The following is a 13,854-nucleotide window of genomic DNA, read 5'->3' as shown; positions in this document are numbered from 1 at the left end:
ACTCTGTGTGCAGCCCCGTGACGGACCGCCACAAGTTGCCGGAAACAAGGTTCCCACGGAGGACGGCCGAGCGCACCTCTCCTGACGCGGAACTGTGCCTCTTTCCTGACGAGAACACCAGGGCAGAAGTTACGCCGAAAAAAGTTCTGCGAATCCGCGTCATGATCCGCGGCCACCGCTGTCTCATCGGCGTACGACGCTTCCGGCCGACCGGTCGGGAGACTGACGGGGCTGATTTTCGAGGAGGGCCATGTCGCTGTTCGCGGACTTCCGTCGACGGTTCGACCTGCGTCCGGCCAAGTCCCTGAACCTGGCGGGGTCGCCCGCCCGGACCCGGTCGGAGGCGTCGTCAGCTGGAGAGGATTCCGGACCACCGTACGGCGCGATCGCGCCGTACGGCGCAGCTGGCACCGACCACCGCGCCTACCTGGCGATCGCCGAGGCGCTCCGGGACGGTGCCGACGTTGTGCCTGCATCGGACGAAACCGGACGCCGCCTGGCGGCGGACGGGGTCTCACTGGTGGAGGCACTTGATGGGCTGAGTGCGTTGTACCGCTCGATCGCCGGGGGCGAGCCGGCTTTCGCCGCGGTACGCGCACTCAGTTCCAGCTGGGCCGAGGCCTCTCTCGTCCACCTGCATTCGCTGTCCTGCGAGGACCCGCTGACCGGGCTGTCCAGCCTGGCGCACCTGCGGTCCCGGCTCGGCGAGCTCTACCGAGAGGCGGAACTCCGTGGAACTTCCGTACCGAAGGACCACGCACTGGTGGTTGTCCAGCCGGTCAATCCCCCGGGTACGTCGCCGTTCGACCGCGAACTCCGCCTGGTCGACGTCGCGGAGTGCCTGCGGATCGTCTTCTGCGGCGGTGACGTACTGGGCCGCATCGGCGCACGCCGTGCGGCGGCGCTCGTCGGCCGCCGCCCGAACCTGCCGCAGCAGGTCGCGACGGTACGAGCCCTGATCACACAGTGGCGCCTGGACGCCGATGGACCCCAGCTGGCCCGGGTCTGGATCGAGGGCCTGCCGGGCAGTGACGAGATGGCCGGGAGGTTGCTCGACGAGCTGGCCAGACCTTGAGACCTGCGTCCGGACGCCAACAGGGGGGCGCCCGGACGCATCGGACGGCGGCGGATCGCCTAACACGGGGTGGGCGATCCGCCGCCTCATGCCGTTCTATGCCTTGAGCAACTTCTCGACCAGTTCGTCGTACGCGATACCTGCACCGCGGGCCGCGACCGGGACCAGGCTGCCCGGCGTGAGGCCCGGGAGTGCGTTGACCTCCAGGCAGTACGGCGTACCGGCGTCGTCGCAGCGGAAATCGGCGCGCGAGTACGTCGTACCGAAGCCGAGGGCGCGGTGCGCGCGCAGCGCGAGATCCTGCAACCGCTCGGCGAACTCCGCCGTGATGTCGGCCGGGCAGATCTCCCGGACGGCGCCGGGCTGGTACTTCGCCTCGTAGTCGAACACGGCGGTGGTGAGCTCGATCTCCACGACCGGCAGCGCCGCCGTACCGATCACACCGACCGTGAACTCGCGGCCGCCGAGGAACGGCTCGACGAGTAACTCGGCGCCGTCGGCCGGCAACTCCTCCGGTGAGTCGACCTTACGGACGGCGACGCTCGACCCTTCCGCGACCGGCTTCACCACGACCGGACCGTTCGCCAGCAGCTGCTTGACCTCGCCGGGTGCGTCGGGCGGGGTGTAGAGCACGCGCGCCGGCACGGGGATACCGGCCGCCTCGAGTACGGCCTGGGCGCGACCCTTGTGCCAGGCAACGGCACAGACGTCATGGCCCGCGCCGGTGAACGGGATGCCGGCCAGCTCCAGCAGCGCCTGGACGTGCCCGTCCTCACCCCAGCCACCGTGCAGTGCGATGAACACGCGGTCGGCGCGCCGCATCAGGTCCAGGACGGGCCCGTCGGTGAGAGCGGCGTACATCCGTTGTCTGAGGAGCGCGCGGTCGGCCGGCACCGGCGGTTCCTTGGGGACGGGTACGACGGTGTCGCCGGACGGCACGGGATCGGCCAGGACCGGCTGCTCCGCGGCCGGATCGATCAGGACGACGTCGTGGCCGCGCCCGGCGAGCGCCTGCGCCACTGCCCAGCCGGACGACCGCGAGACGTCACGCTCCGAACTCTCTCCGCCACACAGCACCGCGACCCGCACTTCGTCGTCCTTCCTGTCCCTCGGCCGGCGCCCGTTCGGCGAGCGCCGGTGCAACGGTAGACCGCCCGCTGTCCTGGGTCGGACATAGGCTGGTGGCATGTGCGGTAGGTATGCGTCCAGCCGGGCCCCGTCCGACCTGATCGAGGAGTTCGAGATCCAGGCGGGCAACGTGCGCGAGTCCGTCGAGGAACTCGGCGCCAACTACAACGTCGCCCCGACCAATCAGGTCGTCGCCGTGGTCGAGCGGAAGAACCGCGAGCAACCCGACGAGACCGTCCGCAAACTCACCACGGTCAAGTGGGGTCTGGTGCCGTCGTGGGCCAAGGATCCGTCGATCGGCAACCGGATGATCAACGCCCGGATGGAGACGGTCGCGGAGAAGCCGGCGTTCAAGAAGGCCTTCGCCACCCGGCGCTGCATCCTGCCCGCCGACGGGTACTACGAGTGGTACACCGCCGAGGAGAAGAAGAACGGCAAACCGGTCAAGCAGCCGTACTTCATCCACCCGCCGGACGGCAGCATCATGGCGATGGCCGGGCTGTACGAGATCTGGCGCGACCGCTCCGTCGAGGACCCCGAACGCGACGACGCGTGGCTGTGGACGTGCACCGTGCTCACCACCTCGGCCACCGACGACCTCGGCCGGATCCACGACCGGATGCCGCTGCTGGTCGAGCGCGAGCGGTACGACGCCTGGCTCGACCCGCTGTCCTCGGACACCGACGACCTGCTGAAACTCCTGGTGCCCGCGGCCCCAGGGCGGCTCGAGGCGTACGCCGTCTCGAAGGCGGTCGGTTCGGTGAAGAACAACGGCCCGCACCTGCTCGACCCGCTGCCGCCCGAGGGCGAGGAACCGTCCACCGCGCTCTTCTGACCGGCCTGTCGCGCCCTTCTGACCCGCCCATCGCGCTCTTCTGACCGGCCTGTCGAGTTTCGATCTGACCGGCTCGGCGAGTTTCGTGCGCCGCGGTGGCCGCGTCCGGGTGACAGGATGGGGCGGGTGACCGACGAACGGATTGTGGGGACGCCGCACGGCGAGGCCCGGATCGTTGCGCACCGGGCCCGCCGCCCCGTGGCGACGCTGGCGCTGGGCCACGGTGCCGGTGCCGGGATCGAGTCGGGGGATCTGGTCGCGCTGGCGAGCCGGTTACCGAAACAGGACATCAACGTGTTCCTGATCGAGCAGCCCTGGCGCCGCGCCGGCCGCAAACTGGCCCCGGCGCCGAAGGTGCTCGACGAGGCCTGGATCGCGATCATCGGCCAGCTCCGGGTCCGGACGCCGCTGGTGATCGGCGGCCGCAGCGCCGGCGCGCGGGTGGCCTGCCGTACCGCGAGCAGTCTGGGCGCATCCGGCGTACTGGCCCTCGCCTTCCCGCTGCACGCGCCCGGGAAGCCGGAGAAATCGCGGGTGGCCGAGTTGCAGTCGGCCGGGCTGCCGACGCTGGTCGTGCAGGGGGAGCGGGACCCGTTCGGGACCCCGGAGGAGTTCCCGCCGCTGACCGAGATGGCGGTGGTCCCGGACGCGGACCACTCGTTCAAGGTGCCGAAACGCGCGGAGCTGAGCCAGCAGGAGGCGTACGACCTGCTGGTCGAAGCTGTGTTCGAATGGGTCAGCCGGGAAATCTCCGGCTGACCGCTGGTTCAGGGGCGAGTTTCGGGGTGCTTCAGGCCGGCTTCGGGCGGTGTGTCGGGGGTGCGGTGGGGTGCGGGAATGCCCCCGCGGCCGGGCGTGTTGTGACGGTCATGATGGCCACGAGTGAGGCTCCGGCGCGGACGGTTGGGAAGACACCGGTATTCTCGATCCCGATGCCGACTCCCACCACGACCGAGACTCCCGAGCAGCGCACCGCGCGGTTCGAGCGCGAAGCGTTGCCTTTCCTGGACCAGATGTACGCCGCGGCGATGCGGATGACCCGTAATCCGTCGGACGCCGAAGACCTGGTGCAGGACACTTTTGCGAAGGCGTACAGCTCGTTCCACCAGTTCACGCCGGGCACCAACCTGAAGGCGTGGCTGTACCGGATCCTGACGAACACGTTCATTAACGGCTACCGGAAGCGTCAGCGTCAGCCGACCCAGTCGCCGACCGAGGAGATCGAGGACTGGCAGCTCACCGCCGCCGAGTCGCACACTCCCGGCGGCCTCAAGTCGGCGGAGGCGGTCGCGCTCGAGCACCTGCCCGACTCCGACATCAAGTCCGCACTGCAGGCCATCCCGGAGGACTTCCGCCTGGCCGTGTATCTGGCCGATGTCGAGGGCTTTGCTTACAAGGAGATCGCCGAGATCATGGGCACACCGGTCGGCACCGTGATGTCACGGTTGCACCGCGGCCGGCGCCAGCTGCGGGACCTGCTCGGCGACTACGCGCGGGACCGCGGCCTGATCCCGGCGGACACGAGCACCGACGCGGCGGGCACCAGCACCGACCGCACCGCGGAGAAGGAGGAGTCGTGAGCTGCGGCGAGCCCCACGACGTCGACTGCGGAGAGATCCTGCAACGGGTCTACGTCTTCATCGACAACGAGATCGAGGACGCCAGTTCCGAGCAGATCCGCCACCACCTCGAAGAGTGTGCCCCCTGCCTCGACGAGTACGACCTGGAACGCTGCGTCAAGAAACTGGTCCACCGCTCCTGCGGCTCCGACCACGCCCCCGACGCCCTCCGCCAGAAAATCCTCACCCGCCTCACCCAAATCCAAGTCGAAATCACCACCACGGATTGACGTCGGCCCGGTCAGATCGAGTACGGAGTGAAATCGTAGGCGGGAGTTTCGCCTCGACGGAGTCTGTCGAGTAGTTCGGTGGCTTCGAGCCGATAAATGTCAGGGGCGTTCCGCACCAGGTGCAACGCAATGCCGAGTTGCTGCTCGGCAGCAGTTGAATCGCCGCGGACGACATTGACTTTCGCGAGCTCGATGTAGAGACGGCCTTCCCGGATCGCGTCATGGGATGCGCGGGCGACTTCGATGCCGGCTTCGATATGTCTGGTGGCCTCATCGAGGTCACCGTTCGAGGCATAGGCAATGGCGAGCAGATGCCGGCCTTCGCCTTGGAAGGTCGTGTCGTTGGCTTCCTGCACGATGGCCAGACTGCGCAGTGCCATGGGTATCGCGTCGCGGTGGCGTCCGACCTGCAGGTGCGCAAAAGCCGCGTTGAGAAGCCGCTTGAAGACCGCGCGCGTGTCGTTCGCGCGTTCGGCCAGACGGATCGCCTTCGCGAACGCCTCGTCCGCACGCACGAAGTCGCCGGTGCGGTCGTAGAGTCCGCCCACGGCGGTGAGCGAAACACCTTCCAGGGTTTCGTCCTGGATGGTTCGGCTCAACGCCAGCGCGGTCTCGCCGTACTCCAGCGCCTCCTCGATCTTTCCCTCGTGCCCGAGCAGGTATGCAAGCGAGGAACAGCACCGAGCCTGCCCGGCCAAGGCGCCGATATCACGAAACATCTCCAGCGCCGCGAGAATTTGATCGATGGCGAGGCCCATCGCACCGCTTTCCGCGTCCGGGATCGCGCAGTCGTGCTGGATCCAAGCAGCGGCCTCCGGTTTCCTGTGGAGCTGGGCGACCTGAATCGCTCCGGCGTACATCTCGCGCATCTCTTGCCAACGACGCCGTGACTCGAGGTACCCGAAGAATGCCAGCCCCATTTCCGGCAAGAGCGCAGAGTCCGTCAGGCGCGAGTGCTTCGCTTGGCGGAAACGGTCCAGGAGGTTTCGTAGCTCGGCGTCGACCCAGCGCAGCGCCTGTTCCCGCTCGAGGAGCGCGGGAAGGCTGGCGCCGCCTCGGACGGTCGCCAGCTCGAGCCGTGGGCTGGTCGGGTGGGTGAAACGATGAGCAGTCCAGCCGATCTCGATGTAGAACCGGATCACCCGAGCCAGGGCGTCGTCGCGCTCGGCTGCGCTCAGGCTCTCGTCTGCGACTTCGCGGCCATAGGCCCGGATGAGGTCGTGGAAGCGGTACGTCGACGGACTGACCGATTCCAGCAGGTTCAGATCGACGAGACGTTCGACGATCGCGCTCGCCTGACGCAGCGAAACCTCGAGCAGGGCGGCCGCGACATCGATCAAAAGATCCGATCCGTCGAGAAGAGCCAACAGTGGAACGGCTCTCGCGGCCTGGCGATCGAGGTCCTGGTCGCTCTCCTCGAGGAAGCGGACCGAACTGGCGATTCTGGCTCGGACCCCCGTCTCGTCCGAGCCCAGGCTGTCCAGCCGGCGCTCCTCGTCCTGCATCAGGTCGACGAAATGCTGAATCGGCCAGCTGGGCCGAATCGCGAGGCGCCCTCCGATCAGTCGGATCGCCAGCGGCAGCCGTCCCGAGTAGGTCGCGAGGAATCTCGATGCTTCCGGCTCGGCATCGACCCGGGCCTGGCCGATGAGGCCGGCCAGGAGATCGATCGATTCCGCCTCTGACAGTGCATCGAGGAGGATCTGCCGGGCGCCGGGGAGGTCCAGCATCGACCCCCTGCTGGTGATGATCGCGCTCGATCCCGGACTGCCGGGGAGCAACGGCTGGATCTGCGCGATGTCGGCGGCGTTGTCAAGCAGCAGAAGTACGCGCTTGCCGGCCAACTGCGAGCGGAACAGCGCCGTCGCCTCGTCCACGTCGTCCGGCACCGCATGGGAGTCGGTGCCGAGCGAGCGCAGGAGATGCCGTTGCGCATCCGCGACGGGCATCGGCGCACCTGGCCCGTAGCCGCGCAGGTTCAGGTACAAGTGACCGTCGGGGTAGCTGTCGGCGAGCTTGTGCGCGGCGTGAACGGCCAATGTCGTCTTGCCGATTCCACCCATACCTGTGATCGCGACGATGCCGACAGTGGTGGGGGCGATCCCGATCGGGTCGCGCAGAGCCGAGAGGATCGCATCAACCTGGGCGCTGCGGCCGGTGAAGTCGGACGCGGCGGGCGGCAATTGCCACAACGCCGGAACCACTCCTGTCGCAACCGTCGCTGTTGTTGCTCCGTGCACCTTGCCCTTGCCGCGGGCAACCGAGAGGAACTGGTCGGCTTCGCTGGGTGTGAGGGCGAGAGCGGCCGTGAGGGAGCGGACCGTGTCGATGCGGGGGCGGGTGCGGGTGCCGCGTTCGAGGACGCTGATCGCTTGTTCGCTGAGGCCGGCCTTTTCGGCGAGGGCCGCTTGGGTGAGGCCGGCGCGGGTACGGAAGGTACGGAGGAGGTCGCTCAGCGTCGGCGTCGCGGACTCACTCATCCCTGTTCCCGTCCTCCTCGATGCAGGCCCGGTATCGGTCAGTACCGGAAACGGCCCGGGCCAACTCTAGAGGGATCCGCCGACAGACGTCGGCGGTTGTCCACAGGTCGTGTCGTTCCGCGGCCATACCCAACGATCGTTTGAAAGATAGCGTTCGGTACGCGGATGAGGACTCTCTGAATACGAGACCTGTCGAAATGGTGGTCTGCTGTAAAGCTGTGACCAAATCGCAAAGACCCCGGATTTCTCCGAGGTCCTCGCTGTCTGTAGCCGCCTTCGTTCAGGCGTTCGGGCGCTTGCCGTGGTTCGCGCCCTTCTTCTTGCGTGCGCGACGCTTCCGGCCGGTCTTTCCCATTTCTAAGCCTCCTTGAAACAACTGCAAAGAGTCACAGTCTCTCATATCACGCCAGGGGTCCTCACATCGTCCGGCGGGTCACGTTTGGGCTTACAGTGTTTCGGCGCAGGCCTGATGAGCAAAATTCAGATGAGTCAGCGAAGGCTGTCTGCCCCCCTGCGTCCGGGAGACCACCGGGCGCAAGACTGCGATCGCTGATCGGAGGTGACATATGATGACCGGCGACACCTGGGACTGGTGAGCTATGGCGTAGTGGAAGGCTTGAGGTGGCCTAGTGAGACCTTCACTGCTACGGGGGACTGTGGCCGCAGTCGCCATTTGCGCCTCGGTAGTGCTGGTAACGGCTCTCACAAAGATTACCTTCGGCTTCCCGCTGCTTGCGCTCTGCCTACTGATGTTGATCGGCGGTGCCCTGCGCTTCAGGGTTCTTCCCAACCATCCCGCCACACTTGATTCCGTCACGCTCGTTGCGGTTTACGTGATCGCCGGGCCGTGGTACGCGGTCGCAGTCTCCGTGTTCGCCTACTTGGCCCAGCTGAGGCAGCCCTCGCCGCTGGTGAAGCGGATCTTCAATCCATCGCATCGCGTCCTGTCCGCTGCCGGAGGTGGGCTCGCGTATGCGGCCGTCGGGGGTCCGGTAGGCGCGGAGGCATTGGAACATATTCCCGCGACCGTCGGAGCCGCTCTCGTCGGCACGGTCGGTCATCAGCTGACCAACGCGTTGCTGGTCAGCCTCATCCTCTGGCTCGAGGGTCAGGTTCGGGTCATCGACTTTCTCCGGTCGGTGATCCTTCCTACGTTCCTGCCGATGCTCGGCTACAGCGCCCTCGGCGTGTTGCTGGCCGTCGCGTGGATCGGTGGGCTGAACATCGTGGCGTGCTTGCTGGTCGTCGTTCCGTTGACGGTGGTCCGGTGGGCAATGTCGCAGTACCAAGCGGAGCGTGCGGCCCAGGCCGCAGCTATGCGTGCGTTCATCCAAGTCATCGAGACGAAGGATCTCTATACCCGCGGCCATTCCGAGCGGGTCAGTGCCGGGGTGGGCATGCTCGGTCGTCACCTCAGGCTTCCGGATGACCGTCAACAGGCACTCGAGCACGCCGGTCTGCTGCACGACGTCGGGAAGGTCGGAGTACCGACGAGCATCATCCGCAAGCCCGGAAAGCTCGATGACGCCGAAATGGACGCGATTCGCCTGCACCCGGCCCGCGGCGTCGAGCTGATCGGAAACATCCCGTTCCTTGAGGAGGTCAAGTCCGCAGTTCTGCATCACCACGAGAAGTACGACGGTACGGGCTATCCGGCAGGCCTGAGCGGGACCAACATTCCGTACTTCGCGCGGATCATCGGGATCGTCGACGCCTTCGACTGTCTGACGTCGACGAGGTCGTACCGGCCGGCGCGCAGTATCGAGGACACGCTGGCCATTCTCGTCCAGGACAAGCGGACGCATTTCGACCCGGATCTGGTCGATGCCTTCGTCGCGGTGATCCGGAACGAAGGCTGGAAGGCGGCGGCAGTAGACCAGCCGGTGCCGGACGGCAGTGTTCAGGTCATCGACCACGACGACCTGAGCTTGGGCAGCAGCGGCGGCGCCTCCGGCTCGGCAGCCGGACCGACATGATCGAGACCGGGCAGCTCGGCGATCAGCGTCGTTTGGGCAGCGGGATCGTGCTGGCGACCGCGGGCTGCGTGGTCGGCCTGATCGCGGTCATCCTCACCGCTCGACGAGGAGTGAGCGAGTGGCCGTTCGCGGTCGTCTTCGGCCTGCTGATCGCCATCGGCGAGATGGTGCAGTTCCGCGTCGACGGCGTCCGCAACCGCGCACCGATCGCAACCAGTGCTGCGCTCGGTTATGTCATGTTGAGGGGACCGGCGCTCGACGCTCCCCCGGAGGTGGCTCAGATCGTCGCTGTCACAGGCTTCGCGACGCTGGCAGGCCTCTTTCCGCGCGCGATTGCCGGGTTGCCGTGGGATCTCGTGATCTCCAGTCGGCGCGTGCTCTCCGTGGCCTGTGCCGCGATCACCTTCGCGCTTGTCATCCCGAACGACCTGGAGTGGAACGGCTCCTGGACACATGCCATGGCTCTCACCGGTGCAATGTTGCTGGCTGTGTTGTCCGCCGGCCTGGTCGATGCCTTGGTGGGGGCTGGGCAGGAGACCGAACAATTCAATCGGCCGTTTCCTGCGGCGTTGCGGGACGAGTTGATGGTGATGACTCGGATCGGGCTCGCGATGGGGATCAGCGGGATGTTGCTGGCGGCCGGGACTTCGTTGATCGGGTTGTGGGCGGTGCCGTTGGTGGTAGTGCCGTTGTTGCTGACTCAGTTCGCGTTCCGCCGGTTCGCGTCGGCGCAGCGGACTTATCGGAGTACGGTGCGGTCGATGGCTCGGAGTACTGAGATCGCCGGCTTCAGTAGCCCGGGGCAGAATGCGCGGACGGCGGCGTTGGCGGTGGCGATCGGGAACGATCTGGGGTTGACGCCGGCGCGGATGGAGGCGTTGGAGTACGCGGCGCTGCTGTCGGGAGTCGGGCAGTTGGCATTGGCGGATCCCAGTCCGGGTGGGGCCTCGTTGTTGCGGACGCGGGAGGAGCGGCAGCGGGCGGCGGAGATCGGGGCGTCGGTGATCGAGCGGTCCGGGGTGCTGGATCATGTCGCGGAGATCGTCCGGCACTCCAACGATCCGTACCGGCACGGACGGGCGAACAACCCGGCCATTCCGGTGGAGAGCGGGATCGTGAACGTTGCCCTGGCCTACGAACAGCTCGTCGGCGAAGGGTCCGGGCAGTCGCCGGAGAAGGCGATGGAGTCGATCGGGCTGGGGATCGGCGCGGAGTACGACCCGGTGGTGGTCGACTCACTACGCCGGATCGTCGGCCGCGGCTTCCGGTTCTGACGGTCCGGGCGGTCCGGGCGGTTCCGACAGCTCCCGGTTCGCCTTCGGCGACAGGCGCAGCAGCGCGGGCGTTCCGGCGCACGGCTCGAGGTCGTCCCAGACCGGCGCGGTGGTCACGGGCACCCGCCCGGACGCGCCCATCCCGGCGTACAGCAGCAACCCGGCCCCGGCCGCAATCAGTACGTCGCCTGGGCTGACCGCTTGCCCGAACCCGGGAAGCGCGACCGGTATGACGTCCCCGAGCCAAGGCAGCCTGGTCGAAGCATCGGCCAACTCGTGCCGCGGATCGATCACCAAGGCATCGCCGACCCCGGCGCGCGCCAACGCGCCGGGCGACACGGGCATGGCGCCGTTCAGGGCGACCACGACGGCATTGCCGAAGAACCCCAGCGCCAGCAGCCCGACGCCCGGGTGCCGCAGGTTCAGTCGCAGGAAGACCGCGATACAGACCGCGGAACCTAGCAGCCCGACGGGGTACGCCGTACCGCCGAAGAGGGAACCGAGGAGCTGCCCGATCGCCGCCGCGGCCAGCCAGTGCACGCCCGTCAAGGTGTTGCCGGCGAGCTTGCTGAATCGCCCGCCGGTCGCGAGCGCCGCCCCGGCGGCGAGCACCATGACGAGCAGGACCAGCAGCACGGGAGTGATTCTGCCGAATCAGCGGCCCGAAACCGGGCAAGCTGATCCCGCAGCGTGTCGACTTAACTGCAAACGGTGAGAGGCGGCCCGGATCCCCGGACCGCCTCTCGAAACAGGCCGACTGCAGCCGCGAACTACAGCCCCGAACTACAGGCCGGCAGCGCTCAGGACTTGGCGGTCGCCGCTCCGCCCTCGTCGACGATCTCCGGCAGGTCGTGCACGCCGGGATCGCCCCGATCGGCGACGAAGTCGCTCGGGTGCGTGGCGTCCACCCCGTTCGGCACCTTCGCGAGCTTCAGCAGCACCGTCAGCACGATGACGATCACCAGGTTCAGCACGAAGGCCGTCAGCGCGATGTACGCCGGCGTGTTGGTGAACGGGATGTTCGCGATCGAACCGCCGAAGTGCTTGCCGGTCGCCGGGTTCACCACGTTGTACGCCGAGATGGTGCCGAACAGCATCGCGACCGCCCATCCGGTCAGCAACGCGTACCGGTGGAACCAGCGGGTGTACAGGCCGACCACGATCGCCGGAAAAGTCTGCAGGATCCAGATCCCGCCCAGCAGCTGCAGGTTCAGCGCGATCGTCTTGTCCATCGCGAGCACGAAGACCAGCGCGCCGACCTTCACCAGGAGGGAGGCGAGCTTCGAGACCTTGGCCTCCTGGGCCGGTGTCGCCGACGGCTTGAGGAAGTCGCGGTAGATGTTGCGGGTGAACAGGTTCGCCGCCGCGATCGACATGATCGCCGCCGGCACCAGCGCGCCGACCGCGATCGCCGCGAACGCGATCCCCGCGAACCAGGACGGGAACTCCTGGTCGAACAGCCGCGGGATCGCCAGCTGCGGGTTCGCCAGGCCGTCCAGGCCCTTGAGGTCGACGTTCGCCTTGATCGCCATGAAGCCGAGCAGGGCGAGCAGACCGAGGAGCAGCGAGTACGCCGGGAGCAGGGTCGCGTTCCGTCGTACGACGTTGCGGGTCTTGGTCGACAGCACCGCGGTCACCGAGTGCGGGTACATGAACAGCGCCATCGCGGAGCCGAGCGCCAGCGTCCAGTACGACACGTAACCGGACTCGCCCGGGATGAACGCCCCGGTGGGCTTCCCGGTCGCCGGGTTCGGCTTGCTCAGCTTCTCCTGGGCCGCACCGAAGATCGACTCCCAGCCGCCGAGCACCCGCGGCAGGTAGAAGATCGCGACCAGGATCACGATGTAGATCAGGATGTCCTTGACGAACGCGATCATCGCCGGCGCCCGCAGGCCGGACGAGTACGTGTACGCCGCGAGCACCGCGAACGCGATCAGCAGCGGCAGGTCCTTCGCCAGCAGGTTGTTGCCGCCGAGACCCATCGTCTCGAAGACGGCCTGCATACCGACGAGCTGCAGCGCGATGTACGGCATTGTCGCGAGGATGCCCGTGACGGCGACGGCCAGCGACAACGCCCGGCTGCCGTAGCGGCCGCCGACGAAGTCCGCCGGGGTCACGTACCCGTGCCGGTGCGAGACCGACCAGAGCCGGGCCATGAAGACGAACACGATCGGGTACGCGACGATGGTGTACGGCACCGCGAAGAAGCCGCTGATCGCACCGGTCGCGTACATCGCCGCCGGGACCGCGATGAACGTGTACGCCGTGTAAAGGTCGCCACCCAGCAGGAACCAGGTGATGAACGTGCCGAAGCTGCGTCCGCCCAGCCCCCACTCGTGAAGGTCGTCGAGATGACCCGCACTGCGCCAGCGCGCCGCCATGAACCCCATGACGGTGACCAGACCGAAGATCAGCACGACGATGGTCAACTGCACCCAGTCGACGGAGGTGTTCATCGGTCGTCCTCCTTCGCGGGCGCGAGGTCGGCACTCTCGGGGTCACCGAGACCCTGGGCGGCGCGTCGCCTGCGTTCCTCGCCACGGACCAGCTTGTAGGCGACGGCGACCAGTCCGGCGGACAGGAACACCCACATCAGTTGGTACCAGTAGAAGAACGGGAATCCCCACAGGCGGGGGGTCTCCTTGGCGTACATCGGCACCAGCAGCGGCAGGACCACCGCCAGCACCACCAGCACACCGGAGATCCAGTACGCGGGTCTCACCGCGGACAATCGGAACACTGCAACCTCCTCGGGACACGACAGGCGCAGGGGAGCACGCTACCCTCCGACCGGACCGCTCACTAGCCCTTCAGGGTGCTGCACGAACAACGAAAAGGTGTGGCTCGTACGGCGTGTCGTGCTGCCCGTGCTGTTTCTCGTGGTCGTTGCCGTGCCCTCTTTATCCGGAACTCTTCGGTCTGCACGAGGTAACGCCGTACGCGCAACTCGCGGCGTTTCGCCCGCAGGGAGAACCGGATGTCGTTTCGTTGCCGGAGGCATCGGCCGACGTCCGGGAACAGGCCCTTGCGCAGCCGTACGACCCACCGTACAAGGGTTTCACGGTCCAGCCAGAGCTTGCGGTCCAGGGCGGGACGAGCGTTTGTTGGTCGCGTCCTCACCCGGTGCGGTCACGTTCGCGTCCGAGCCCGGGCCGGCCGCGAGCCCCAGCGCCGGGGGTTGTCTACTCGTGCGCCAGCAGAGAACCCCCACGAGGCGCGGTCAACCCATCGTGTTTG

General features: G+C 67.3%; 12 protein-coding genes. 7 read left to right on the top strand and 5 right to left on the bottom strand.

Annotated features, from left to right (window positions below; genetic code table 11):
- Nucleotides 1-250 precede the first annotated feature (250 nt).
- The gene (locus AB0B82_RS19640) at nucleotides 251-1,075 is read left to right on the top strand and encodes a hypothetical protein (protein WP_360170019.1); all 825 of its coding nucleotides are present in this window, start codon (nucleotides 251-253) and stop codon (nucleotides 1,073-1,075) included.
- A 96-nt stretch (nucleotides 1,076-1,171) separates the two neighbouring features.
- Here AB0B82_RS19640 and AB0B82_RS19635 read toward each other — a convergent pair whose 3' ends face one another.
- The gene (locus tag AB0B82_RS19635) at nucleotides 1,172-2,164 is read right to left on the bottom strand and encodes an ATP-grasp domain-containing protein (protein ID WP_360170016.1); all 993 of its coding nucleotides are present in this window, start codon (nucleotides 2,162-2,164) and stop codon (nucleotides 1,172-1,174) included.
- Between the two features lie 97 nt (nucleotides 2,165-2,261).
- Between AB0B82_RS19635 and AB0B82_RS19630 the strand changes: the two genes are divergently transcribed.
- The 4 genes from AB0B82_RS19630 to rsrA all read left to right on the top strand — a co-directional run bounded on the left by AB0B82_RS19630 (nucleotide 2,262) and on the right by rsrA (nucleotide 4,887).
- Nucleotides 2,262-3,038 (top strand): SOS response-associated peptidase, encoded by a 777-nt coding sequence (locus AB0B82_RS19630; RefSeq protein ID WP_360170013.1) that lies wholly within the window; start codon nucleotides 2,262-2,264, stop codon nucleotides 3,036-3,038.
- A 117-nt stretch (nucleotides 3,039-3,155) separates the two neighbouring features.
- Complete coding sequence (locus tag AB0B82_RS19625; RefSeq protein ID WP_360170010.1) at nucleotides 3,156-3,797, top strand: alpha/beta family hydrolase; 642 nt, start codon at nucleotides 3,156-3,158, stop codon at nucleotides 3,795-3,797.
- A gap of 173 nt (nucleotides 3,798-3,970) precedes the next feature.
- Nucleotides 3,971-4,618: a sigma-70 family RNA polymerase sigma factor gene (locus AB0B82_RS19620; RefSeq protein ID WP_360170007.1), complete on the top strand. Its 648-nt coding sequence runs from the start codon at nucleotides 3,971-3,973 to the stop codon at nucleotides 4,616-4,618.
- Nucleotides 4,615-4,887 carry a mycothiol system anti-sigma-R factor gene (rsrA, locus tag AB0B82_RS19615; protein WP_360170004.1) on the top strand — a complete coding sequence of 91 codons (273 nt, stop codon included), beginning with the start codon at nucleotides 4,615-4,617 and terminating at the stop codon, nucleotides 4,885-4,887. The genes AB0B82_RS19620 and rsrA overlap by 4 nt, the downstream gene beginning before the upstream one ends.
- Nucleotides 4,888-4,898: 11 nt before the next feature.
- Here rsrA and AB0B82_RS19610 read toward each other — a convergent pair whose 3' ends face one another.
- Nucleotides 4,899-7,367, bottom strand: a complete 2,469-nt coding sequence (locus AB0B82_RS19610) for a helix-turn-helix domain-containing protein (protein WP_360170001.1) — start codon at nucleotides 7,365-7,367, stop codon at nucleotides 4,899-4,901.
- A 656-nt stretch (nucleotides 7,368-8,023) separates the two neighbouring features.
- Between AB0B82_RS19610 and AB0B82_RS19605 the strand changes: the two genes are divergently transcribed.
- Together AB0B82_RS19605 and AB0B82_RS19600 are read left to right on the top strand one after the other, a co-directional pair.
- Entirely contained in the window at nucleotides 8,024-9,343 is a 1,320-nt protein-coding gene (locus AB0B82_RS19605; RefSeq protein ID WP_360169998.1) for an HD-GYP domain-containing protein, read from the top strand.
- Nucleotides 9,340-10,617, top strand: coding sequence for an HD domain-containing phosphohydrolase (locus tag AB0B82_RS19600; protein ID WP_360169995.1), 1,278 nt, complete (start codon nucleotides 9,340-9,342; stop codon nucleotides 10,615-10,617). Before AB0B82_RS19605 ends, AB0B82_RS19600 begins: the two co-directional genes overlap by 4 nt.
- Here AB0B82_RS19600 and AB0B82_RS19595 read toward each other — a convergent pair.
- The 3 genes from AB0B82_RS19595 to AB0B82_RS19585 all read right to left on the bottom strand — a co-directional run bounded on the left by AB0B82_RS19595 (nucleotide 10,582) and on the right by AB0B82_RS19585 (nucleotide 13,357).
- Complete coding sequence (locus tag AB0B82_RS19595) at nucleotides 10,582-11,253, bottom strand: DUF5317 domain-containing protein (protein ID WP_360169992.1); 672 nt, start codon at nucleotides 11,251-11,253, stop codon at nucleotides 10,582-10,584. The two genes, AB0B82_RS19600 and AB0B82_RS19595, sit on opposite strands and share 36 nt — an antisense overlap.
- A gap of 164 nt (nucleotides 11,254-11,417) precedes the next feature.
- Entirely contained in the window at nucleotides 11,418-13,073 is a 1,656-nt protein-coding gene (gene mctP / locus AB0B82_RS19590; RefSeq protein ID WP_360169989.1) for a monocarboxylate uptake permease MctP, read from the bottom strand.
- Nucleotides 13,070-13,357: a DUF3311 domain-containing protein gene (locus AB0B82_RS19585; protein ID WP_360169986.1), complete on the bottom strand. Its 288-nt coding sequence runs from the start codon at nucleotides 13,355-13,357 to the stop codon at nucleotides 13,070-13,072. The genes mctP and AB0B82_RS19585 overlap by 4 nt, the downstream gene beginning before the upstream one ends.
- Between the last annotated feature and the right edge of the window lie 497 nt (nucleotides 13,358-13,854).

The sequence above is a fragment of the Kribbella sp. NPDC048915 genome (assembly GCF_040649595.1).
Taxonomy (GTDB): domain Bacteria; phylum Actinomycetota; class Actinomycetes; order Propionibacteriales; family Kribbellaceae; genus Kribbella.
The sequence above is the reverse complement of the archived record's forward strand: the minus strand, read 5'-3'. Positions and strand labels throughout refer to the sequence as shown.